The following is a 21,913-nucleotide window of genomic DNA, read 5'->3' on the forward strand; positions in this document are numbered from 1 at the left end:
CCGGCGCGGCGGCCGGCGCCGGCGTCGGGGCCATGGTCGGCGCCATCGCGCGCGACAGCGTGGCGCTGAACTGCCCGGCTTCGGGTGCCTGCACGCCGGCTGCCGGGTTGCGTTGCGGCTGGGCCAGCGCGCTGGCGCCGGAGACCTGGAACGGAAGGGTGGTCGTCTGCATCGTCATGGGGACATTAGCGTTGTTTGTAGCGGGCGCCACGGGCTGCGTGGTCGTCCATCAGTTTCTGGTCGCGCTTGTTCTCGATCGCCAATGCCTCGGCGGCTGCGCGCTCGTTCAAGGTGCGGTAGGACAGGCGCTTGCGTTCGCTTTCCTGCCATGCCTTCTTTTCCACGTCCGCCTTGTACTGCGCATGCTTGATCACTTCGCGTTGGCCGGTGATGGCGTTGTCCAGCTTGCCGATGAAGGCCACGAAGTTGTGGTACGCGAAGGGCGTGATGCCCGCCATCTGCGCCGCGTCGAGCTTGCGCACGTACTCGTCGCGGTAGCCATCCAGCATGACCAGCTTCTGCTCGGCTTCCTCGACCGCCTTGAGGGCGGCGCCCAGGCGCTTGGCGATCGCGTCGGAATCGCGCTGCGCAAGTTCGATCAGGGTCTCGAGGGCGGAAGAAGTGGCCATATTGGGTCAGAGTATAGTTCCGCCCGGCAAATTCCAATCACTGGAATAGAGAGCTTAATTGCCCCAAGCTTTCCAGCATGCCCGCGTTGTCGTGGATTTCCTGGCACAGGAATTGTTCGATCTGCTCGTGCTTGGCGATCGCCTGGTCCAGCACCGGGTCGCTGCCGGCGGCGTAGGCGCCCACGCTGATCAGGTCGCGCGAGCGCTGGTAGCGCGAGTACAGCTGCTTGAGCTTGCGCGCCGCCAGCTGGTGCTCGTGCGAGGTAATCGAGTGCATCGCGCGCGAGATCGACTGTTCGATGTCGATCGCCGGATAGTGGCCGGCTTCGGCCAGGTGACGGTTCAGGACGATGTGGCCGTCCAGGATGCCGCGCGCCGCATCCGCGATCGGGTCTTGTTGATCATCGCCCTCGGACAGCACGGTGTAGAAGGCGGTGATCGAGCCGCCGCCCTCGACCCCGTTGCCGGCGCGTTCCACCAGCACCGGCAGCTTGGCGAACACCGAAGGCGGATAGCCCTTGGTGGCGGGCGGCTCGCCGATCGCCAGGGCGATCTCGCGCTGGGCCATGGCGTAGCGGGTCAACGAGTCCATGATCAGGAGGACGTTCTTGCCCTGCTCGCGGAAGTGTTCCGCGATCGCGGTGGCATAGGCCGCGCCCTGCAGGCGCATCAGGGGCGGGGAGTCGGCCGGCGCGGCCACCACGGCCGAACGGGCGCGGCCCTCCGGGCCCAGGATCTGCTCGATGAATTCCTTCACCTCGCGGCCCCGTTCGCCGATCAGGCCGACGACGATCACGTCGGCGGTGGTGTAGCGCGCGATCATCCCCAGCAGCACCGACTTGCCGACGCCGGTACCGGCGAACAGGCCGAGGCGCTGGCCGCGGCCGACCGTCAGCATGGCATTGATGGCGCGCACGCCCACGTCCAGGGTTTCCGAGATCGGCGCGCGGTCGAGCGGGTTGATCGGACGCGCGTTCAGGGGCCCCACTTCGTCGGTGCCGAGCGGGCCCTTGCCGTCGAGCGGGCGGCCGGCGCCGTCCACCACGCGGCCCAGCAGCTGCATGCCGACCGGCAGGTGGCGCGCGCGGTCGCTCGGGCGCCGCCGCGGGTGCTGCACGGTGCCGGGCTTGGGCAGCGCGGATTCGACCGGAAACACGCGCGAGCCGGGCACCACGCCCTCGACGTCGCTCTGCGGCATCAGGAACAGGCGCTCGCCCTCGAAGCCGACCACTTCGGCCTCGATCTTCTGGCCGTTGGCCACCGGGATGGTGCAGGCGCTGCCGACGGCCAGCTTCAGGCCCACGCACTCCATCACCAGGCCGGCCACGCGCGTGACGCGGCCCGAGACCTGCATCGGTTCGGCGAGGCCGACCAGGGAGTCGCAGTCCTTGATGAAGGACTTCCAGCGGGCGGTGTGGCGGTCAGGAGTTGTCGTCATTTATGACAACCATTCCACGTTCGATTGCAATGCATGCGTCAGCCGCGCCCAGCGCGCCTGCGCCTGCGCATCGATCTGGTTGCTCGCCGTATCCACCTTGCAGCCGCCGCGCGCAAGCGCCGCGTCTTCGACGATGCGCCAGCCGCCCTTGACCAGTTCCTGCCCCATGGCCTGGCGCACGATCTCGGCGTCTTCCGGGTTCAGGGTGAGCGTGGCCGGCTGGGCCAGCACCGGCAGGTAGCCGATCGCTTCCTGCACCACCGGCAGGATCAGGTCCGGACGCACCTCGAAGGCCGTGCGCACCATGCCGCGCGCCAGGCGCAGGGCCAGTTCCAGCACGTCGTGGGCGATGGTCTCGTCGGCCTGCATGACGGCCTCGCTGAAGGTCGCGGCGATCGAACGCAGGTGTTCCAGCTCGCCTTCTGCTTCGATCTGGCCGGTTCTGGCGCCGTCGGCATAACCCTGGGCATGGCCGGCGGCGCGGCCTTCCTCCAGGCCTTCGGCATAGCCCTCGGCGCGCGCCTGTTCGCGGATCGCTTCGATCTCTTCGAGCGTCGGCAGCGTCACGTGGGGGACGATCTCGACCGGTTCCGGCGTGGGCGCCGGCGGGGGAGGGGCCATGGCGGCGCGGCGCGACTGGGTGCTCGGGCGCTCGTCGCCGAACGAGGTCATTTCCCAGCGCTGGTAGGCGCTTTGCTGTTCCTTCGGGATCATCAGATGAACGAATCCTCGCCTTTACCGCCCAGCACGATCTGGCCCTCATCCGCCAGGCGGCGCACGATCTGCAGGATCTGCTTCTGCTGGGTTTCCACTTCCGACAGGCGCACCGGACCTTTCGACTCCAGGTCTTCGCGCATCATCTCGCCCGCGCGCTGCGACATGTTCTTGAAAATCTTCTCGCGCAGGTCTTGCGAGGCGCCTTTCAGGGCGATGATCAGCATCTCGGACTGCACCTCGCGCAGCAGCAGCTGGATGCCGCGGTCGTCGATGTCGATGATGTTGTCGAACACGAACATCTCGTCCATGATCTTCTGCGCCATGTCGTTGTCGTAGTTCTTGATGTTGTCCATGACCGCCGCTTCCTGCTCGCCGCTCATGAAGTTCAGGATCTCGGCCGCGGTGCGCACGCCGCCCAGCGAGGATTTCTTGATGTTCTCGTTGCCCGACAGGAGCTTGGTCAGCACGTCGTTCAGTTCGCGCAGGGCGGCAGGCTGCACGCCGTCCAGGGTGGCGATGCGCAGCACCACGTCGTTGCGCAGGCGTTCGGTGAAGTGGGCCAGGATTTCGCAGGCCTGGTCGCGTTCGAGGTGCACCAGGATGGTGGCGATGATCTGCGGGTGCTCGTTGCGGATCAGTTCCGCGACCGAGGGCGAGTCCATCCACTTCAGGCTTTCGATGCCCGAGGCGTCCTTGCCGCCCAGGATGCGGTTGAGCAAGACGGCGGCCTTGTCGTCGCCCAGCGCCTTGGTCAGCACCTGGCGGATGTATTCGTCCGAATCGAGGCCGACGTTCGAATGCAGGTTGGTCTCTTCGACGAAGGCTTCCAGCACCTTGACCACCTCGGTGTGCTGCACCGCCTTCATCTGGGCCATCGCGGCGCCGAGCTTCAGCACTTCACGGGGGCCGAGGAACTTCATCACTTCGGCCGCTTCCGCTTCGCCCAGGGCCAGCATCAGGATCGCTGCCTGCTGTACGCCTTCCTTGTCCTTGTCACTCATTTGATCCCAACCATGCCTTGATTACGTTTGCAACGATCCGCGGGTCTTCGCGGGCCAGGTCCTGCGCCAGCTGCAGGTTCGCCCGGTAGCCCTGGGCGCGGCGTTCGACTTCCTGTTCCTCGAGCTCTTCCGGATCGGGCTCGCGCTCTTCTTCGGGAATCTCTTCCTCTTCCGGTTCCGGTTCCGGCGGCAGGGCGGTGACCTCGTCGAACTTCTTGATCGCCGGGCGCATCAGCGGCAGCAGGATCCGGTAGTAGAGGAAGGCCAGCACCGCGAACAGCAGCAGGTACTTGCCGATCTCCTTGGCCAGCGGCAGGTTGGCCGGGTCGCGCCACCAGTCGAGGCTAGGGGGCGTGTCGTCCGGGCGGTCGACGCCGTCGAACGGGGCGTTGGCCACGTTCAGGGTGTCGCCGCGCTGCTGCGAGTAGCCCATCGCCTGCTTCACCAGCTCGTTGATCTGGGCGACTTCGGCCGCTGCCAGCGGTTTCACGATGATCTTGCCGGTCTTCGGGTCGACCGAGCGGCGGTAGTTCACCACCACGCCCACCGTCAGGCGCTTGATGCCGCCCATCGGGCGCTGCTCGTAGCGGATGGTCTTGTCGACTTCGTAGTTGGTGGTCGCGTCCTTGCGCGTCGGTCCTCCGGCTGCCGGAGCCGCGCCGGCTACCGGCTGGCCGTCGATCGGCGCGGTGGCCACGCCCGGCGGCTGGTTCGACAGCGCGCCCGGGATGCCGGAAGCGCCGCCGCCCGGCTGCGTCGATTCGGAGGTCTGCTGGCTGCGGATCGCCTGCGGTTCCGGCGGCGAATTCGGCTTGTACATCTCGGCGGCGGTGTCGACCTGGGCGAAGTCGATCTCGGCGGTCGCTTCGGCGCGCACGTTTTCCTTGCCGACCAGCGGGGCGATGATCGACTCGACCTGCTTGATGATGTTCTGCTGGACCTGCTCGACGTACTTGAGCTGGGTGGCGTCCAGGCCCTTGTGGCCGGGACCCTTGTTCGAGGTGTCCGACAGCAGGTTGCCGTTCTGGTCGACCACGGTGACGTTGCCGACGGTGAGTTCCGGCACGCTCGAAGCGACCAGGTGGACGATGGCGCTGACCTGGCCCGGGTCGAGCGCGCGGCCCGACTGCAGGGTCAATACCACGGACGCGGTGGGCTTTTGCTGGTCGCGCACGAAGACCGAGGGCTTGGGCATGGCCAGGTGCACGCGCGCGCTGCTCACCGGGCCGAGCGACTGGATCGAGCGCGCCAGTTCGCCTTCCAGCGAGCGCTGGTAGTTCACCTGTTCCAGGAACTGCGACACGCCCAGCTTCTGGTTTTCCATCAGTTCGAAGCCGACGTTGCCGCCCTTGGGCAGGCCTTGCGCGGCGAGCTTCAGGCGCAGGTCGTGGATCTGCTCGGCGGGCACCAGGATCGCGCTGCCGCCATCCGAGAACTTGTACTTGACCCCCATCTGGTCGAGCGAGGCGGTGATGGCGCCGCCGTCGCGGTCGCTGTAGTTCGAGAACAGCACGCGGTATTCCGGCGCCTGGCTCCACATCCACAGCGCGATCATGATGGCGCTGACCAGCGCGATCCCGCCGCCGATGGCGACGCGCTTGCCCATGGTGGTCTGCAAAAAGCCCTGTTTCGCCTCTTGCTCGGGCGCCGGGGTGTCGATCAGTTCATCAGCAACTGCTGCCATGGTCGGTAAAGTGGTGGGGGAATAGGGAGATTAGCCGCAATTATGAAGCCACAGGGCAACATTCAAACCCTGAAATAGGGGTGGAAAACCATGCTTCTTCACGCGAGGAATTTGCTGGGGCGCTGGTAATCTGACAGCCTGAACGAAGTGGATGACCTCACGGGCAGGAGAATGCGATGAGTATTGGCGGAATCGGCGGCATCGACAGCAGCCGCATCCAGGCGATGATGGAACAGCTGAAAGCCGCGGCGACCAAGCCGGCGGCCGGCCCGCTTGCGCCTGCCGGCCTGGGCAATGTTGCGCCCCAGGGCGGCGTCGCCAAGCTCGACTTCGCCGATGCCCTGAAGACCTCGCTCCAGCAGGTCAGCAATACCCAGAAGAACGCGGAAGAACTCGGCAAGCGTTTTGCGATGGGGGATGATACCGTGAGCCTGTCCGACACGATGATCGCGATGCAGAAATCCAGCATCGCTTTCCAGGGAACGGTGCAAGTACGCAACAAACTGGTGTCAGCCTATCACGACATCATGAACATGCAGGTGTAGGCCTGACCATCCGCGTAAAAGCAACCGGCCGCATGGCCGGTTTTTTATTACTGCAAACCGGGGTCAGGTCTGACATTCGGACACGAGCTCGAGCGTTATCGAGGTGTACTGCTCAGGCCGTGTCTAAATGTCAGACCTGACCCCCGTCGAGAAGGCTCAGGCCGCCTGCGATTCCTTGCGATGGAAGGTGACCGGAATGCTGCCGTCGCGCGGCGCCGGTTCCGGCAGCAGCGAGGCCAGGGTATGGCGGTCCAGTTCGGCGAGATAGGCCGAGGTGGCGTTGGTGAGCACGCCCTTGAGCGCACAGGCCTTGACCAGCCCGCACGGGTTGCCGCCCGGGTCGAAGCATTCGGCCATGTAGAAATCGCTCTCGCTCTGGCGCACCACCGCGCCGATGTTGATGTCTTCCGGCTTGTGCGCCAGGCGGAAGCCGCCGTTGCGGCCGCGGATGGTCTCGATGACGCCGTTGCGGCCCAGCTCGTGCACGACCTTCATCAGGTGGTTCTTCGAGATGCTGTGCAGGTCCGCGATTTCCTGGATCGTGACGAGCCGCCCCGGATTGCTGCCGAGGTGGAGCAGGGTCCGCAAGGTGTAGTCGGTAAAGGAAGTCAGGCGCATATCGTGGGAGTATATCCCATGCATCCTCCCGGTGTGCATAAGCTGACTATGCCGATGGCATGCATATTGACCGGTCATTACAAACCATTACTTGATTTGCCGTTCTTGTCGTTTCAATATGTCGGCTGTTGGCCGCCCGAGGCCGTCGTGGTCTGCCGCCTTCTGCCGGAGTATGCACATGCAACCGATCTCTTCCGCCGTCCATATCATGCACGCCGACCCGATCATGACGGTCGGGCTGCATGCCATCCTGGCCGACCAGCCCGGCCTGCGCGTCACCACCCACCTGGCCCAGCCCGAGGCGCAGCGTGTCGCGCGCGTGCTGGTGACCGATTACGACACCGGCATCAAGCTGGCGCGCAAGCCGCCCGCCGGCAGCCTGGCGCCGGTCGTGCTGGTGGTGACCCAGTTCGACAAGGAGTGGGAAGTGCGGCTGGCGATGGATGCCGGCGTGGCCGGCTACCTGCTGCAGTCTTGCGGCACCGACGAACTGGCGCACGCGGTCGCGCAGCTGGCGCGCGGCCAGCGCTACCTGAGCGAGTCGATGACGCGCAGCGTCGCCGACAGCCTTACCCGCGAATCGCTGACCGGGCGCGAGACCGACGTGCTGCAGCTGCTGGCGCAGGGCTGCTGCAACAAGTCGATCGCGCGCAAGCTGGGCATCGGCGTGGGCACGGTGAAGACCCATGTGAAGGGCGTGATGAGCAAGCTCGACGCCACCGCGCGCACCCATGCCGTGGTGGTCGCGACCCAGCGCGGCCTGATCCGCCCCGGCGGCGCCGGCGCCGGCGCAGCGGCCTGAATCACATGCCCGGCGCCGGATGCTCCGGCAGCGGGCTGCGCAGGCTCAGGTTGATCGCGTTCCAGCCGCGGATCGCGGCAATCGTATAAGCCAGTTCCGCAATCTCCACGTCGCTGAAATGCTCGCGCAGCGCCGGCCAGGCGCTGTCCGTGTCGTCGCGTCCGGGCAGGGCGTTGACGGCGTCGGCCCAGGCCAGCGCCGCCCGTTCGCGTTCGCTGAAGAAGGGCGCCTCGCGCCAGGCGGCGAGCGCGTTCAGGTGGCGCGGATCGAGTCCCTGCCTGACCAGGTCGCGCCAGTGCATGTCCACGCAGACCCCGCAGCCATTGAGCTGCGAGACCCGCAGCTGCACCAGTTCCACCAGACGCGCGCCGAGCGAACTGTTCCTGGTGGACTGGGACAGGGCGATCATCGCCTTGAGGTTGGCGGGGGCGAGGGTATACAGGGAGATGCGGGCAGTGTGCGTCATGGTGGCGTTCCTTTCAGGATGGGGAAGGCGCCCGTTGCGCCCTCCATGCATCCAAGACGAGCCGGCGCCGCATGGTGTGACATGCGGCCGGTTTTTTCTTCAGGCGCCGAGCAACACCCACTGTCCCGCGCGCTCGTACGCTGCGCGGTTCTTTCCGGCCTTCTTGGCTGCGTACATGGCCGCATCGGCGCGCGAGAGCAGCTGGTCGGCGCTCTCTCCCGGACGATGCAGCGCCATCCCGATGGTGGCGCCGGGCTGGGTTCGCCCTTCCGTCTCCGGGTAGGGCTGGCCGGCAGCCCGCAGGATCGCCTGCGCTGTCTCGATCGCCGCCGGCCAGGATCCATGCGGGCGGTCGAGCAACACGACGAATTCGTCACCCGCCAGCCGCGCCACGATATCGACCTGCCGCACCGCCTCGCGCAGGCGGCGGCCGAAGGCGATCAGCACCGCATCGCCCGTTTCATGGCCGCAGAAGTCGTTGACCGCCTTGAACCCGTCCAGGTCGATGAACATCAGCACCAGCGGATGCGGATCGCGCCCGGCCGTGTCGATCGCGTGCTGCAGGCGGCCCATGAATTCGTAGCGGTTGGGCAGGCCGGTCAGGAAGTCGTGGGTGGCGCGGTGGTGCAGCTCCCTGGACAGACGCCGCGTCCTTTCCTCGGATTCGATCTGCTCGGTGACATCCCGTCCCGAGCAGAACATGCGTCCGTCGCCAGCCACACTGGTGCTCCATTCGATCCAGCGCCAGCTGCCGTCGGCATGCCGGTAGCGGTTGCGAAAGCCGAGCACCTTTCCTCCGCCGGCCAGTTCGCCGGCTTTCTCCATGGTGCGCGCCCGATCGTCCGGATGGAGGAAATCGACGAAAGGGCGCGACTTCAGCACGGCTTCGTCCCAGCCCAGCAGTGCATGCCAGGCCGGGTTGACCTGCATGATATAGCCGTCGTGGCTGGAGATCGACAGCAGGTCGGGGGCGAGGGCGAACAGCGCGTCGCGGTCCTCGATGGCCTTCTTCTGGGCGGTGATGTCGATCACCTGGGCGATCAGGCACTCCGCGCGGCCGGCATCGTCACGGCTCAGCGTCACCGTGAGCAAGCCCCAGACCACGGCGCCGTCCGGGCGGCAGTAACGCTTCTCGAGGCAGTAGGAGTCGAGATCGCCGGCCAGCATCCGCTGCAGCTGCGTCAGGTCGGCATCGAGATCGGCGGGATGGGTGACGTCACGGTAGCTCAGGGTCAGCAGCTCGTCGCGCGGGTAACCGAGGATGCGGCACAGCGCGTCATTGAACGCGAGCCAGCGGCCTTGCAGGTCGAGCAGCGCCGTGCCGACGGCCGACTTGGCGAAGGCCGCAAGAAAATGGCTGGAGACGGCGTAACTCGGCATTGGCGGCTGCACATCGTGAGGTGGCGCCAGTGTAGCCGATTTATTTTTTGGTTACCAGAAAGATTGCATTTTGTAAATACTCTGCCTTGCCGTTCCAGTCCCCGCACGGCCACCGCCCGTCGCGCCCGCAACCGGCCGGTGCTGTCTGGCGGCGATTCGGCATTCCGGGACGCTGCTCGCCGGCAATACGGTCACGCCAGGCCGGCCAGGCGCGCGTTGCGCTCGCGTTCCAGCTTGGTGATGTAGCGCTGCACGCCGGCCATGCCAGCGCGCGAGATGTCGACGAACTGCAGGCCGATGCGGCGGTTGGTCTTGTTGTTCAGCAGGGTCAGGTCGAGCGAGTTGCGCACTTCCAGCGTCACCGTCACCGGGCCGATCTCGGGCAGCTCGATGCGGCAGTTGGGCAGCCGGGCGCCGATGGCCGTGTCGAGCTGCAGCTTGTTGTCGAGGACGGCGATGCCGCCGCAGCTGATGTCGTGCAGCGGGAATACGCCGGTGCCGGCGCCGGCTTCCAGCGGCAGCGGGAGGATCGCACGCACCGGGTTCGATACCGGCGTCTCCATCCGGTAGTACTCGCGGCGCTGCAGGCGGATCAGGCTCGGCGGGATGTCGGCGCGCAGGGCGGCCTCGCCCTCGAACAGGGTGGGGCGCAGGTTCTCGGCCGTGAACAGGATGCGGATCTTGTCGAGCGTGGTTTCGCAGCGTACCTTGCCGGCTTCGACGATGCGCTCGTTCTGCATGCGTTCGATCGAGCGGTCGAGCACCAGCGAATTGGTGTCGGCGTCGACGTCGAGGACGGTGGTGACGCAGACGTCGGCCTCGCCCTTGACCAGCATGCGCACCAGCTGGTGCTTTTCGCCGATCTGGCGCAGCAGCTGTACGATTTCACGGCGCGACCCCACCTCGTAGTCGTGCCAATTCTCGAGTTCCTGATCATTCATTGCTTGTACCAGCGCTTGGCGCGTCGTCCAGGTTGAGGTGGGGCGTCGGATCGGGCGAATCCGGTAAAGGATCTCCATGTTTCCGAGCCGACTCAATATGATATAGCCACGCCAACAGTTCCGCAATTGCGCGATACAGCGCCGGCGGAATCTCGCGGTCGAGGTCCACCTGCATGAGCAGCTGCACCAGTTCCTTCGATTCGTGGACGAAGACCCCGGCTTCCCTGGCGCGGCGCATGATCTGCTCGGCGACCAGGCCCTGGCCTTTTGCCACGACCTTGGGCGCCGGGTCGCCGCTGCCGTAGGCGAGGGCGACCGCGCTCTGGCGCCTGGCCTGCTCCTTCTTCGGGTCAGTCATCGGCCGTCTTGACGGGCGCCGAGCGCACCTCGAAACCCGCCAGCGCGGTGCCGGCGGCGTCGAGCGCGCCGGCCAGGCTGCCCATGTGGCGGCGCAGCAGGCTGGCAGTCTCTTCGCTGCCGGCCGCGAACTGCACCTGCACCCGGCCGTTTGCGAGCGTCAGGCGGGCGTCCAGTTCGCCGAGCTCGGGAAAGCGCAGGCGCAGGCGGCTGTGCCAATGCGATTCGGCCTCGCCGGCCTCGTCGTGTCCTTCGCGGCGGTCGCGTTGCACTTCCAGCTGCATCGGCTGGCCCGGCCACAGCTTGCCCTGCCAGGCGAGCTGGGCCTGCTCCTGGGTGGCCAGCTGCAGGTTGATGAACTGGGCGGTGGCCGGGTCGAGCGGGTTCTGGCGCACGCCTTCCTTCGCCAGCTGCTGCTGCGGTTCGGCGTTCAGTTCGGCCAGGGCGCGTGCGCCCTGCGCCCATTCGGCCACGTGCGATTCGTAGAACAGGCCGCTTTTCGCGAGCGCCTGCTGCAGGCCGGCCGCGATGCCGGCGGCATCCGCGCCGGCCGCGGCCACGATCGGCGCACGGCCGAGGGCGGCAGTCATCGGCGTTTCCACTTTCTGTGCGGCCGCGAGCACGCCGCCGATGGTCTTGCCGGCCTGGCTGAGGGTCGTGTTGTTGGCTTCCGCGCCCAGGGTCTGCGCGGCGCTGCCGGCCGCGCTGGCCTGCAGCAGCGCGGCCGCGCGCCCGACGGCGGTCCCTTCGCGCATCGCGAGCGGCGCCTTGCCCGGGTCGGCGCCCTGGGGCAGCGGCGGGCCGGCTTCGCTGAACACGGGATTGGTCCCGAGGCCGACCTGGAACGTCGGGCGCGGGTGCACCGACACCAGCGTGAGCGGCACGTCGGCGCCGACCTTGCTGCCTTCCGGGAGCTGCATGCGGGCGGGGATGTTGGCGACCTTGACGACGAAACTGCCGTCGGTCAGTTTGGCGAGGACTTCGCCGTGCAGCGCCTTGCCCAGCTGGGGGGCAAGGGCGCGCTGGAAGGCTTGCTGGCGCGGGTCATTCAGGTGTTCGGCCGGCCTGGCCGGACTGGCCGGCAGGACGGCGGAGACGAGCTCGCGCGGCAGCATGCTGCTCTACGGCCTTACACGCCGTAGGCGCGTGCGACGCGGCGTTCGGTCGAGGTGTTGTTGATCAGGGCCGACAGGCGCGCCATCCAGGGGGTGGTCAGGTCGCGGATCTGGCGGTCGGCGGCAAGCATGCGGCGGATCGCGTCGACCTTCTTGACGCGCTGCGGGCCGGCCAGCGGCTGCGGCTCGCTTTCCTTCAGCTGGCGCACGTGCAGGGCGCACTGCTGTTCGAGCTCGGCCAGGCGGTCCCAGTCGCTGTCGCTGGCGGCGCGCAGCATCTGGTCGGTGATCACCGCCATGGTTTCATAGGTATCGACGATATCGTCGCTGGTCATCTGCGGCATGTTCTTCAGGCACTCATCAGGGTCGGGGCGCGCATCGGCGCCGGGGCGGCAGGGGCCGTCGTGCCGGCGGCCGCGGCTTGCGGGTCGATCGCGTTCCAGGCTTCGCGCAGTTCGGACAGCAGCGCATGCGCTTCTTCCAGGATCGCCGGGTCGTTGCTGAGGTTGGCCTTGAGCAGGCGCGCGCTGATGTATTCGTACAGGGCGTCGAGGTTCTGGGCGATCTCGCCGCCGACCTTCTTGTCGAGGGCGGCGCGCAGGCCGTTGTCGATGATGTTGATGGCCTTCGAGATGGCGGCGCCCTTGGCGGGGATGTTCCCGGCCTTCATGTTGCTGATGCCGCTCAGGATCGACACCATTGCGCCGTCGTACAGCATGACGATCAGTTTGTGCGGGGAAGCGGCGGCGACGCCGGTCTCGAGACCGACTTTCGCATAGGCGCCGACGCCGCGTTGCATGGTTCCAAACATCGTGTTCTCCAGGTGGATAAGCTTAGCTTGCGTTCGCGGTGAGCGCCGCAAGCTGCTGGGTCAGGTAAGCCGAGGTCGATTGCATCGACATCAGGGCCGTGTCGAGCGCAGTGAACTGGGCCCGGTAGCGTTTTTCGATGGTTTCCAGGCGCGACTCGAACCGGTCGCGCGCGCTGGTGACGGACTTGAGCGTGACGTTCAGGCCGTCGGTCTTGCTGTTGAGCAGACTGTCCTTGCCGGTGAAGCTGGCGGCCAGGTTGGTCAGTTCGAAGGCGAAGCCCTTGGAGAAGCTGACCGTGCCGCGTTCGCCGGGCAAGCCGCCGGTGATCGAGAGCTGGATGCCGTCGGCGGGCGAACCCGCCGCTGCCGTCAGGGTCTGGCCGTTGCCGATGGCGGCGACGCCGCCGATCGTGCCTTCGACGTTGGTGCCCTTGACGGGGGCGGCGGCGCCGAACAGGACGCTCGGGTCGGTGCCGCTGACGGCGGCGATCGCGATGTTCGACAGCTCGCCGAACTTGCTCGAGGAGATCGACAGGCGGCCATCGTCCCCGACCTTGGTCTCGACCGTGTCGCCGGCGCCGGCGAAGGTGGTGTTGCCGTTGATCGCAGCGCGCAGCATCGAAGCCAGCTGGGCGTTGGTATAGGTGCCGGCGGCCAGCTTGATTTCCTGGATCTTGGTCTCGGTGACCGGGTCGGTCTGGTTCAGCGTGACGCGCCAGGTCGTGTTCGAGGCGATCGTGGTCGAGCCCGACAGCGGGGAAGCGCCCATGAGCGTGCCCTGGGTCGCCAGGCTGGTGATGTTGACGCCGTAGGTGCCCGGCTTGGTGGCCGCGCCCGATTTGTCGAACTTGATCTGGCCGTCGGTGGTCGAGCCCATCGCCGCGAACAGGCCGCCGATCTCGGCGAAGTTCTCGGTAATGGCCTTGTTCAGCTTGGTGGAATCGACCGCTAGGCTGCCGTCCTTCTGGAAGGTGATCCCGACCTGGCTGAGGGTGGTCAGCTTGCCGCCCAGGCCCTCGACCGAAGCGCCGAGCTGGCGCCGCAGCTGGCTCTGGATCGAGCGCACCGAGGCGTCGCCCTGCAGTACGCCGGCGGTCTTGGTCTCGGCGTTGTAGCCGGCCAGGCTCGAGATCGTTTTGTTGAGTTCGTTGTAGGCCTTGACGAAGTTGTTGACGGCAGTCGAGACCGCGGCGGTGTCGCGGGTAACGTCGAGCGTGGTGCTGCCGGTCCCCTTGATGTCGAGCGACACGCCTTGCACCGCCTCGGTGACGGTGGTGCTGCTGCTGCGGATGTCGATCCCGTTCATGTTGAGCAGGGTATCCTGGGCGGCGCTGGTCTGGGTCAGGCCCTGGACGCCGCCCGGATCGTGGCCCAGCAGGGCGGCGATGGCGGGATCGGCCGGCTGGCCGTCGACGCCGTCGACGCCGATCTTCATCGCGGACTTTTCGCCGGTCTTGTTCGAGGTCAGCACCAGGTGGTAAGGATTGGCGCCGCCGTCGGACACGATGGTCGCGGTGACGCCGATGTTGGCCTTGTTGATCGCATCGCGGATGCCCTGCAGCGACTGGTCGCCGGCCTCGAGCGTCACGGTGCCGCTCGCCTGCGCGCCGTCCTGGCTGAAGACGGCGCCGCCCAGGTAGCTGCCGGCGGGGCCGGCGCTCAGGCCGGCGGCGGCCGGGTTGGTGCCGCCGACCAGGATCTGGCTGCCGTCCTTCGAGCTCAGGGTGACGCCCGCGGTGGTGCTGCTGCTGGTGCCGGTGTTGGCGACACCGGTTCCCTTGAGGCCGCCGGTAGCGCCGCCGGTGCCGCCGATCACCTCGGCCACCGTCAGGTTGGAGCCGTCGGCCGCGGTGAACTGCAGGGTGCCGGCGGCGGCGGTGCCTGTGAAACTGATGTTGGCGGCCGCCAGCGCAGCGCTGACGGTGCCGCCTGCCAGGGCGGTGTCGATCTGGGCTTTGCCCAGCGAGGAGCCGGTGCCGGCCTGCGACACGATCTGCACGCCGCCCACCGTCAAGGCGTAGCTGGAAGTGGCCGTGGTCGTGACGCTGCCGAAGCCGGCAAACAGGTTGGCCGCGCTGCTTGCCGTGCCGGCCTTGGCGGTCACGCCGGTCGTTTCGCTCTTGGCATTGATCGCTTCGGCCAGCTGGGCCGCGCTGCGGGTGCCGCCGCTGGTGGTGATGGCGGTGCCGTTCAACGTCAGCGAGCCGTTGCTGATGCCCCCGGTAGCGGTCGAGGCGCTCAGTGCGCCGCCCGCCACGCCGAAGCTGCCGCCGCTGATGCTGCCGAACTGGAAGGTCAGGGTGGTCTTGGCGCCGGAGCCGATGGTCGCGCTCATGCTGGCCCGGCCGGCGGTGGTCAGGCTCTGGGCCGAAGCCAACTGGCTGACGTTGATCTTGTACTTGCCGGCGACCGCCCCCGTGCTGGCCGTGCCGCTGAGGATGTCCTTGTTCGCCGCACTGGCGTTCAGGGCGCTGAAGGTCGAGGGAGAATTCAGCGAGGTCAGGGCGGCCTGGAATGAGCCGACGGCCGCGGTGACTTTGCCGAGGGCGGCGAGGCGCTGCTGCAGCGCGGCCGCCTTCTTGTCGAAGTTGGACAGCGGTGCCGCTTCGGCCTGCATCAGCTTGGTGATGATGCCGTCGACGTCGAGGCCGGAACCAATGCCGGTTGAACTGATGCCCACTTTGTTTCTCCCGTGAAAGCGATAATGTAAGTCATTATCGACAGAAGCAAACCGGACTTAAGAGTGGGAAATGGGGCTTAATTCAATTAGATGAATAAAAGGACGGAGGGGGTAATACAGGGTTGACAGGCGTGCAAGCCCGGCGCATGCCTTCGCGAGGCGTACGCCGGGCCGCATGCTGGAGTTTCAGGCCGTCTGGCTGATCAAGAGGCCACGCATCTTGTCGATGGACTTGGCGATCTCGAGCGCCTCGACCGAGGGAATCTGGCGGACCACCTCGCGGGTGCCCTGGTCGATGATCTTGACGACGATTTCCTTGCTGTCTTCGTCGATCGCGAATTCCAGGCTCTGCGAGGACGCATGCATGCCCTCGTTGATCTTCTTAACGGCGTCGTTGACTTGCTCGCGCGAGGGCGGAGCGGCCTCCTGTGCCTCAGCCGGTTTCGCTACCCTGGCAGGCGGGCTGTTCTGCTCGAGTGCCGGAAGGGGGCGCTCTTCCAGCCGCGGCGCCACGGGTGAACCAAGAGATTGGATGTTCATGTGACTTTCCTAGCAAAAAATCCTCGGCTGAATTTCTTCAGCCGAGGAGTCGTTTTACTGCACGGATGGACTGGCTAGTCCGTCAACCATTAGCCACGCAGGAGCGACAGGACACCGTTCGGCAGCGAGTTCGCCTGAGCCAGCATCGACGTGCCGGCCTGCTGCAGGATCTGGCCGCGAGTCATCTTCGCGGTTTCCGAAGCGAAGTCGGTGTCGACGATGCGGCTGCGCGATGCCGACAGGTTTTCGGTGGTCGACGACAGGTTCGAGATTGCCGATTCGAAACGCGACTGCAGTGCACCGTACTGGGCGCGCTGGTCGTTGACTGCTGCCAGGGCGGCGTCGGCGACCTTGATGGCTGCCTGGGCGCCGTCGAAGCTGCTGATGTCGATCTTGGCGACTGATTTCAGTTCCGAGTTGCCGGCCAGGTTGATGCCGGTTGCAGCCGCAACGCCGGCGGCGGTCGCTTCGACGACCGAGAAGCTCTTCTCGGAGTCCATGGTGACGCGGCCGTTGGCGACCAAGCTGGCGGCTGCGGCCAGTGCAACGCCGCCAGCTGCGATCACGTCACCGTCGGCCTTGTAGCCGCCCATGTTGATCGAAGTCGTGCCGCTATTGGTCAGCTTGATATCGTTGCCTTCCGCATTGGTCAGCTTGACGCCGCCGTTCTTTGCATCGTACGAGGCGGTCACGCCGGTCTTCGCGGTCTGGGCGTTGAACGCACTGATGGCTGCCGCATAGTCATCCGACTTGCTGCCGTCGCCGCCGATCGAGAACGAAATCTTGACCGACTCGTTGGTGCCACTGTTGTCCGAGACCAGGTCCAGGGTGTAGGCGCCAGCGGCGCCTTTGACGAGCGCATCGGTACGTGCGGTGGCGGTCACGCCAGTGCCTGCCGATTCGGCATTGATCTTGGAGGCGACGCTCTTGGCGGTGTCGGTCGTCAGGGTGTTGATGGTCTTGGTGCCGTTGGCGCCCGAAATGGTTGCCGAACCGGCAGCCATGGAAGAGGTGGCCGCGACCTGGTCGGCATCCTTACCGACCTGGTTGTTGCCGTAGGTCGTGGTGGTGAAGTTCGCGCCGGTCATCGAGATCAGCTGGCCTGCGTTGGCGCCGACCTGAAAGTTCGCGGTGCCCATCGAGCCGTCCAGCAGCTTCTGGCCGTTGAACTCGGTGGTGTTGGCGATACGGTTCAGTTCCGAGCTGAGCTGGGTGACCTCGGTCTGCAGGGCCTTGCGGTCGCTGGCCGAGTTCGATGCATTCGACGACTGCACTGCCAGTTCGCGGATACGCTGCAGGATGTCGCCCGAGCTCGACAGGGCGCCTTCGGCGGTCTGGGCCATCGACACGCCGTCGTTCGCGTTGCGGGTGGCCTGGTTCATGCCCTTGATCTGCGAATTCATGCGGTCCGAGATGGCCAGGCCGGCAGCGTCGTCCTTGGCGCTGTTGATGCGCAGGCCCGACGACAGGCGCTGGATCGAGGTGTTCAGGGAAGCTTGCGAGGTCGACAGGTTACGCTGCGAGTTCAGGGATGCAACGTTGGTATTGATTACGGATGCCATGGTATTTCTCCAGACTGTATTTCGGGGTGGGCCACTGTGCCCTGTTCACTTTGGTGCGCCACGCTGTTCCGTGACGATCACACCGCTGTTGATGCAGGTAACGTGCTTTGCGGCAAGAACTTGAGGCTGGAGATGAAAATAAATTCGCGATTATTTCCCTCAAGTTTGCTGGGCAGGCACGTCTAGACGACTGGGAAATCGGGAACTTTAGGGCGAAAAATAATTTATTTTTTCTGTAAAGCCGGGCTTAGGACTCCGGAAATACGTGGCCGGAGATGAAATGTCGTTGTCGGAATGATCATGCGAGGCAGGCCGAAGGCTCCGTTTGCATGGTTCGGTGGATCGACGTCTGTCTGAATGCGCGGCCGGCGGAGCCGGCCACCCTACGGGATCAGTCGGCCACCACGACCCGGTTCTTCCCGCTCTGCTTGGCCTGGTACATGGCGCGGTCGGCCCGGGCCACCAGGCTGGCCTGGTCCTCGTTCGGGATGCGCAGGGCCACGCCGCAGGAGAAGGTGATCAGCATCTTCTCGTTGTCGTGCAAGAAGAAGTGGCGGGTGAGCTCGCGCTGTACGCGCACCATCGCCGCCGCCGCGGCGTCCACCGGGGTTTCCGGCATCAGGATCACGAATTCCTCGCCGCCGAAGCGGGCGATCACGTCCATCGAGCGCAGGGTGTCGCGCACCACCTTCACCAGGTGCTTCAGGGCCCCGTCGCCGGCCAGGTGGCCGTAGGTGTCGTTGAGCTTCTTGAAATTGTCGAGGTCGAGGATGGCTACGCACAGCGGCGTATTGCGGCGGTCGGCGCGCGCGCTCTCGCGCTCGAACACGTCGTCCAGGCCGCGGCGGTTCAGGCTGCCCGTCAGCTGGTCTTCGCGCACCAGCTCGCTCATGTGCTGCAGTTCCGCTTCCAGCGTGCGGATGCGGTCCTCGGCTTCCTGGACTTCCTTGTGCACGGCCACCATGCGGTCACGCGAAGCCAGCGCCTCGTCCTGGGCGGCGCGCATCTCGCGCAGCACTTCCTCCATCACCTCGTTCAGCTCGTCGATGTTGGCGGCGCGGCCGATGCGGTCGGAATAGCCGGCCAGCCTGGCATGGTGGTCGCCGGTCGAGGCCGCCACCGAGCCGAGCCGGTCGATGAAGGTCATCATCATGTTCTTCATCGTCGCGCGCACGTCCGAGATGCTGTGCCGCAGCTGGCCCTGCTTGAGGATGACGTCCTTCAGGCTGCGGGTCGCGTCTTCCAGCGAGCGCACGTCGAGCGGGCCGGCGATCAGGTCCTGCACGGCGGCGATCTGGCCGCGCATCCAGCTGTCGTCGTCGAGCAGTTCGTTGACGTTGTCGAGCAGCAGGCGGAACAGGCGCAGCAGCAGTTCCTGCTGCTCGGCGCTGTCGCCGCTGCGCAGTTCGATCTGGTAGCACAGCTGCTTCAGGCGCCCGGACAGCTCGCCCAGCTCCTCGCCGCGCGCCAGCCGGACCGCCCCGCCCAGCGCTTCCGCCTCCTGGACCAAAGGCGGGCTGCCGGCCAGCAGGGTGGCCAGCGCATAGGCCAGCGAGCGGCCCAGCATCTCGCGCAGCTGGCGCGCATCAGGGTCCTCGTCGCCCAGGGCCATCACCGGCGTGTTGCGGCGCAGGTGGCGGTCCGCCATCTGGCTCAGCGCCTGGGCGTAGCCGGTCCAGTCGGCGGTGCGGGCGGCGCGCAGCATGCGGCGGCCGGGTTCCGAGACTTCGCCCGGCGTCTCGCTCAGTCGGCGCGCGAAGCTTTCCAGCACCTCGGCGGCGGGATTCGGGACCGGGGTCGGCGGGGCGGGAGGAACGCCGGCGATCTCGTCGTAGATGGCTCTATAGGCGTCCGGCGTCGGCGCGATGCGGCGCGTCGCCAGGCGCCGGAAGGCTTCGCGAGCAATATCGGCGGGATTCTGGCCGGTGCCGGCCGGCGGGGACGAGATGGACATGGCTGTCAAGACACGGAATGCTGTTGAGCGACATGATAAGCAGCTTCTTTGCCAATCATCAATTAAAAAACAGCAACAAACTGTGTTATTTCTGTACTTCTACAACAGATGTCATCCCACTAACTGGTTGCGGATGGCGTAATGGGTCAATTCCGCACTGTTCTTGAGCTTCATCTTCGCCAGCAGCCGGGCCCGGTATTCGCTCACCGTCTTCACCGACAGCGACAGTTCGCGCGCGATGTCGCTGACCGTCATCCCGGAGGCGATCATGGTGAGGGTCTGGTATTCGCGGTCGGACAGGGCGTCGTGCAGCGGCGCCTCGTGGTCTTCGCCGACTTGGGCCGCCAGGGTCTGGGCCAGGGCGGCGCTCACGTACTTCTGGCCGGCGGCCACCTGGCGGATCGCGGTAACCAGCTCGCGCGGGGCGCTCTGCTTGGTCATGTAGCCGGCCGCGCCGGCCTTGAGCGAGCGGATCGCGTACTGGTCTTCGCGGTGCATCGACAGCATCAGCACCGCCAGCTCGGGCCGGTCCTTCTTGATCTGCTTGAGCACGTCGATGCCGTTGCGGTCGGGCAGGGAGATGTCGAGCAGCATCACGTGCGGCCGCGCCTTGCCGACCAGCTTGACGGCATCGAGCCCGGTTTCGGCCTCGCCGGCGACGATGATGTCGCGCTGCTCGGCCAGGATCTGCTTCAGGCCCTCGCGCACGATCGCATGGTCGTCGGCGATGAATACCCGGATTGTTGCCTTGTCACTCATTTATCTGTTGCCAGCCTGGTCTTGATAGTCACCATCGTGCCACCTCCGGGCGCGGACGACAAGCTCAGCGTTCCCCCGAAAGCCTTGGCGCGCTCGCTCATGCTGTGCAGGCCGAAGGAATGCGGCTTGAGGCGGTCGCCCGGGTGGATGCCGCGTCCGTTGTCGCAGATCGTGAGGGTCAGGTGGGCGCGCTGCGGCCGCAGCGTCACCGTCACCCGGGTCGCGTGGGCATGCTTGGCGATGTTGGTCAGCGCTTCCTGGAAGATGCGGAACAGGGCGGTGGCGTGGTCGTCGTCGAGCAGGAGTTCCTCTCCCTCGTCCAGGGGGCAGCGGAAGGCGCAGGCGATGCCCATCTGCTTCTCGAATTCGCGCGCCTGCCACTCCAGCGCGGCCACGATGCCGAGGTCGAGCATGGTGGGACGCAGGTCGAGCGAGATGCGGTGCACCGCCTCGATCGTGCGGTCGACCAGGTCGTCGAGGTAGTTGGCCTTTTCCAGCAGGGCCGGCTGGTTGTCGGGCAGGCGCGCGGCCAGCATGGCCAGCGCCATCTTGATGGCCGTGAGGTTGCCGCCGAGGTCGTCGTGGATCTCGCGCGCGATGCGCGCCCGTTCCTGTTCCTTGACCTGCTCGATGTGGTCGGTCAGTTCGGCCAGCCGGGCGCGCGAACGCATGCTTGCTTCCTGTTCCTCCTTGCTGGCGCTGATGTTGGTCATGATGCCGTCCCACTGCACCGCGCCGCCGTCGACGGGATGCGGAGTGGCGCGCAGGTTGATCCACTTGACGTCCTTCCAGGCGTCGATCCAGATCCGGCCTTCCCAGTTCCAGGCGCTCATGGCGGCGCGCGAGGCCGCCATCGATTCCAGCCAGCCCTTGCGGTCTTCAGGCAGGATCAGGCGCTCGAACAGGCTGGCGTCGTGCTGCAGTTCCAACACGGACAGGCCGAGCAGGGCGGCGCAGCCCTCGCTCAGCCAGGGGAAAACCTGGCGCCCGTCCGGGTGCAGCACGAACTGGAACACCAGTCCCGGGGTATTGCGCACGATGGCGTCGAAGCGCGCCTGCGACTGGGCCAGCGCCTGCGCGGACGCCTGCTCCAGGCTGAGGTCGTCGGCAATCGCCAGCAGCAGCGAGCGGCCGTCGCGCACGATGCGCAGGAAACACAGCCGCACCGGATAGCTGCTGCCGTCGAGACGCCGCAAGCGGGTGCGCAGGCTGACCTGGGCGCCGACTTCCTCGCCCAGCCCGGCCAGCAGCTCGCCCAGCGCGGCGCGGTCGAGGCCGGGCGCCAGGGCGTAGGCGTCCATCGCCTGCAGCGTGGCCGCGTCCATGCCCAGATTCAGGCGCGCGGCCTGGTTGGCGTCGATTACCCGCAGGGTGACGGCGTCGAGCAAATAGATTTCGGAAGCGGCCGCCTGCATTTCGGCGGCCAGGGCAAGGATGGGACTCATGGAAGTTCGGTCTCTGTCTTGTCTTGGCGGCGCGCCTGTTCGCGCGCCTGGAAGCGTGACCTGACGCGGGTCTTGAGGCGGCGCAGCACGCGCACCAAGTGGCTGGGCTGGCGCCCGGCATGGCGCAGCAGCCGGCGCAGGCGGCGCCGCGCATCCGCCATGGCCGCGCGCACCCGGCGCCAGAAGCCGCTGGCGCGCAGGGCCGCCAGCAGGCGGTCCTTGAGCCGCAGGAAGCCGCCATGCCAGCGCGCGAACCAGGCGAGGGTGAGCAGGGTAGGCAGGGTCAGCACGTAGATGCGCGCCACCACCACGGCGCCCCCCAGCTTGGCGGCCACGAAGCCGGCCAGGCCGGCCAGCGCATGGCCGTGGGCGATGGCGAGCAGGGCGAGCAGCTTGACCGGCAGGAGCAGCAGTCCGGGCAGCACGAAGGCGCACAGGGCGGCCCAGGCCGGCAGGGCGCCCACGCGCG

22 protein-coding genes are annotated in these 21,913 nt (G+C 66.6%); 2 read left to right on the plus strand and 20 right to left on the minus strand.

The genetic code is table 11. The annotated features are described in order from the left end of the window. Nucleotides 1-185: 185 nt before the first annotated feature. From fliJ to fliF, 5 genes are read right to left on the minus strand one after another with little or no spacing between them, the layout of a single operon-like run. On the minus strand, nt 186-629 hold the full coding sequence (gene fliJ, locus B2R83_RS10845; RefSeq protein ID WP_292041004.1) for a flagellar export protein FliJ: 444 nt from the start codon (nt 627-629) through the stop codon (nt 186-188). Nucleotides 630-666: 37 nt separating this feature from the next. Then, entirely contained in the window at nt 667-2,067 is a 1,401-nt protein-coding gene (gene fliI, locus B2R83_RS10850; RefSeq protein WP_292041006.1) for a flagellar protein export ATPase FliI, read from the minus strand. After that, the gene (gene fliH / locus B2R83_RS10855; RefSeq protein ID WP_292041008.1) at nt 2,068-2,781 is read right to left on the minus strand and encodes a flagellar assembly protein FliH; all 714 of its coding nucleotides are present in this window, start codon (nt 2,779-2,781) and stop codon (nt 2,068-2,070) included. Further along, a complete protein-coding gene (gene fliG, locus B2R83_RS10860) occupies nt 2,781-3,785 on the minus strand; it encodes a flagellar motor switch protein FliG (RefSeq protein ID WP_209588835.1) in 1,005 nt (334 codons plus the stop codon). Before fliG ends, fliH begins: the two co-directional genes overlap by 1 nt. Then, nucleotides 3,778-5,469 (minus strand): flagellar basal-body MS-ring/collar protein FliF, encoded by a 1,692-nt coding sequence (gene fliF / locus B2R83_RS10865; RefSeq protein ID WP_292041013.1) that lies wholly within the window; start codon nt 5,467-5,469, stop codon nt 3,778-3,780. Before fliF ends, fliG begins: the two co-directional genes overlap by 8 nt. A 176-nt stretch (nt 5,470-5,645) precedes the next feature. Between fliF and fliE the strand changes: the two genes are divergently transcribed. Then, nucleotides 5,646-6,014 (plus strand): flagellar hook-basal body complex protein FliE, encoded by a 369-nt coding sequence (gene fliE, locus B2R83_RS10870; RefSeq protein ID WP_292041016.1) that lies wholly within the window; start codon nt 5,646-5,648, stop codon nt 6,012-6,014. 156 nt (nt 6,015-6,170) lie between these two features. Here the strand turns inward: fliE and B2R83_RS10875 are convergent, their stop codons facing one another. After that, the gene (locus B2R83_RS10875; RefSeq protein WP_036212330.1) at nt 6,171-6,632 is read right to left on the minus strand and encodes an RrF2 family transcriptional regulator; all 462 of its coding nucleotides are present in this window, start codon (nt 6,630-6,632) and stop codon (nt 6,171-6,173) included. A 178-nt stretch (nt 6,633-6,810) separates the two neighbouring features. Here B2R83_RS10875 and B2R83_RS10880 point away from each other — a divergent pair, with 178 nt between their 5' ends. Further along, a complete protein-coding gene (locus tag B2R83_RS10880) occupies nt 6,811-7,434 on the plus strand; it encodes a response regulator transcription factor (RefSeq protein ID WP_292041017.1) in 624 nt (207 codons plus the stop codon). 1 nt (nt 7,435) lies between these two features. Here B2R83_RS10880 and B2R83_RS10885 read toward each other — a convergent pair whose 3' ends face one another. The 14 genes from B2R83_RS10885 to B2R83_RS10950 all read right to left on the minus strand — a co-directional run. Next, nucleotides 7,436-7,900: a carboxymuconolactone decarboxylase family protein gene (locus B2R83_RS10885; RefSeq protein ID WP_292041019.1), complete on the minus strand. Its 465-nt coding sequence runs from the start codon at nt 7,898-7,900 to the stop codon at nt 7,436-7,438. A gap of 99 nt (nt 7,901-7,999) precedes the next feature. After that, a complete protein-coding gene (locus B2R83_RS10890) occupies nt 8,000-9,280 on the minus strand; it encodes a diguanylate cyclase domain-containing protein (protein WP_292041021.1) in 1,281 nt (426 codons plus the stop codon). Between the two features lie 191 nt (nt 9,281-9,471). Next, entirely contained in the window at nt 9,472-10,221 is a 750-nt protein-coding gene (locus B2R83_RS10895; RefSeq protein WP_292041023.1) for a flagellar brake protein, read from the minus strand. Continuing rightward, entirely contained in the window at nt 10,214-10,579 is a 366-nt protein-coding gene (locus B2R83_RS10900; protein WP_036212345.1) for an EscU/YscU/HrcU family type III secretion system export apparatus switch protein, read from the minus strand. Before B2R83_RS10900 ends, B2R83_RS10895 begins: the two co-directional genes overlap by 8 nt. Further along, nucleotides 10,572-11,693 carry a flagellar hook-length control protein FliK gene (locus tag B2R83_RS10905; protein WP_292041026.1) on the minus strand — a complete coding sequence of 374 codons (1,122 nt, stop codon included), beginning with the start codon at nt 11,691-11,693 and terminating at the stop codon, nt 10,572-10,574. The genes B2R83_RS10900 and B2R83_RS10905 overlap by 8 nt, the downstream gene beginning before the upstream one ends. 14 nt (nt 11,694-11,707) lie before the next feature. Beyond that, the gene (locus B2R83_RS10910; protein WP_229413011.1) at nt 11,708-12,037 is read right to left on the minus strand and encodes a flagellar protein FliT; all 330 of its coding nucleotides are present in this window, start codon (nt 12,035-12,037) and stop codon (nt 11,708-11,710) included. Nucleotides 12,038-12,042: 5 nt separating this feature from the next. Beyond that, nucleotides 12,043-12,504, minus strand: coding sequence for a flagellar export chaperone FliS (gene fliS, locus B2R83_RS10915; protein WP_292041029.1), 462 nt, complete (start codon nt 12,502-12,504; stop codon nt 12,043-12,045). A gap of 22 nt (nt 12,505-12,526) precedes the next feature. Continuing rightward, nucleotides 12,527-15,184, minus strand: coding sequence for a flagellar filament capping protein FliD (gene fliD, locus B2R83_RS10920; protein WP_292041031.1), 2,658 nt, complete (start codon nt 15,182-15,184; stop codon nt 12,527-12,529). A 186-nt stretch (nt 15,185-15,370) separates the two neighbouring features. Beyond that, the gene (locus B2R83_RS10925) at nt 15,371-15,724 is read right to left on the minus strand and encodes a flagellar protein FlaG (protein WP_292041033.1); all 354 of its coding nucleotides are present in this window, start codon (nt 15,722-15,724) and stop codon (nt 15,371-15,373) included. An 89-nt stretch (nt 15,725-15,813) separates the two neighbouring features. Beyond that, nucleotides 15,814-17,286, minus strand: a complete 1,473-nt coding sequence (locus B2R83_RS10930) for a flagellin (RefSeq protein ID WP_292041035.1) — start codon at nt 17,284-17,286, stop codon at nt 15,814-15,816. A 391-nt stretch (nt 17,287-17,677) separates the two neighbouring features. Further along, the gene (locus B2R83_RS10935; protein WP_292041038.1) at nt 17,678-19,240 is read right to left on the minus strand and encodes a GGDEF domain-containing protein; all 1,563 of its coding nucleotides are present in this window, start codon (nt 19,238-19,240) and stop codon (nt 17,678-17,680) included. Nucleotides 19,241-19,351: 111 nt separating this feature from the next. Continuing rightward, nucleotides 19,352-19,999: a response regulator gene (locus B2R83_RS10940; protein WP_209588851.1), complete on the minus strand. Its 648-nt coding sequence runs from the start codon at nt 19,997-19,999 to the stop codon at nt 19,352-19,354. Further along, on the minus strand, nt 19,996-21,444 hold the full coding sequence (locus B2R83_RS10945; RefSeq protein WP_292041042.1) for a sensor histidine kinase: 1,449 nt from the start codon (nt 21,442-21,444) through the stop codon (nt 19,996-19,998). Before B2R83_RS10945 ends, B2R83_RS10940 begins: the two co-directional genes overlap by 4 nt. Continuing rightward, nucleotides 21,441-21,913, minus strand: a 473-nt coding sequence (locus B2R83_RS10950; protein WP_292041045.1) for a hypothetical protein, incomplete at its 5' end; no start/stop codon positions are given. The genes B2R83_RS10945 and B2R83_RS10950, both read right to left, overlap by 4 nt.

This window comes from Massilia sp. UBA6681 (genome assembly GCF_002454935.1).
GTDB lineage: Bacteria > Pseudomonadota > Gammaproteobacteria > Burkholderiales > Burkholderiaceae_D > Telluria > Telluria varians.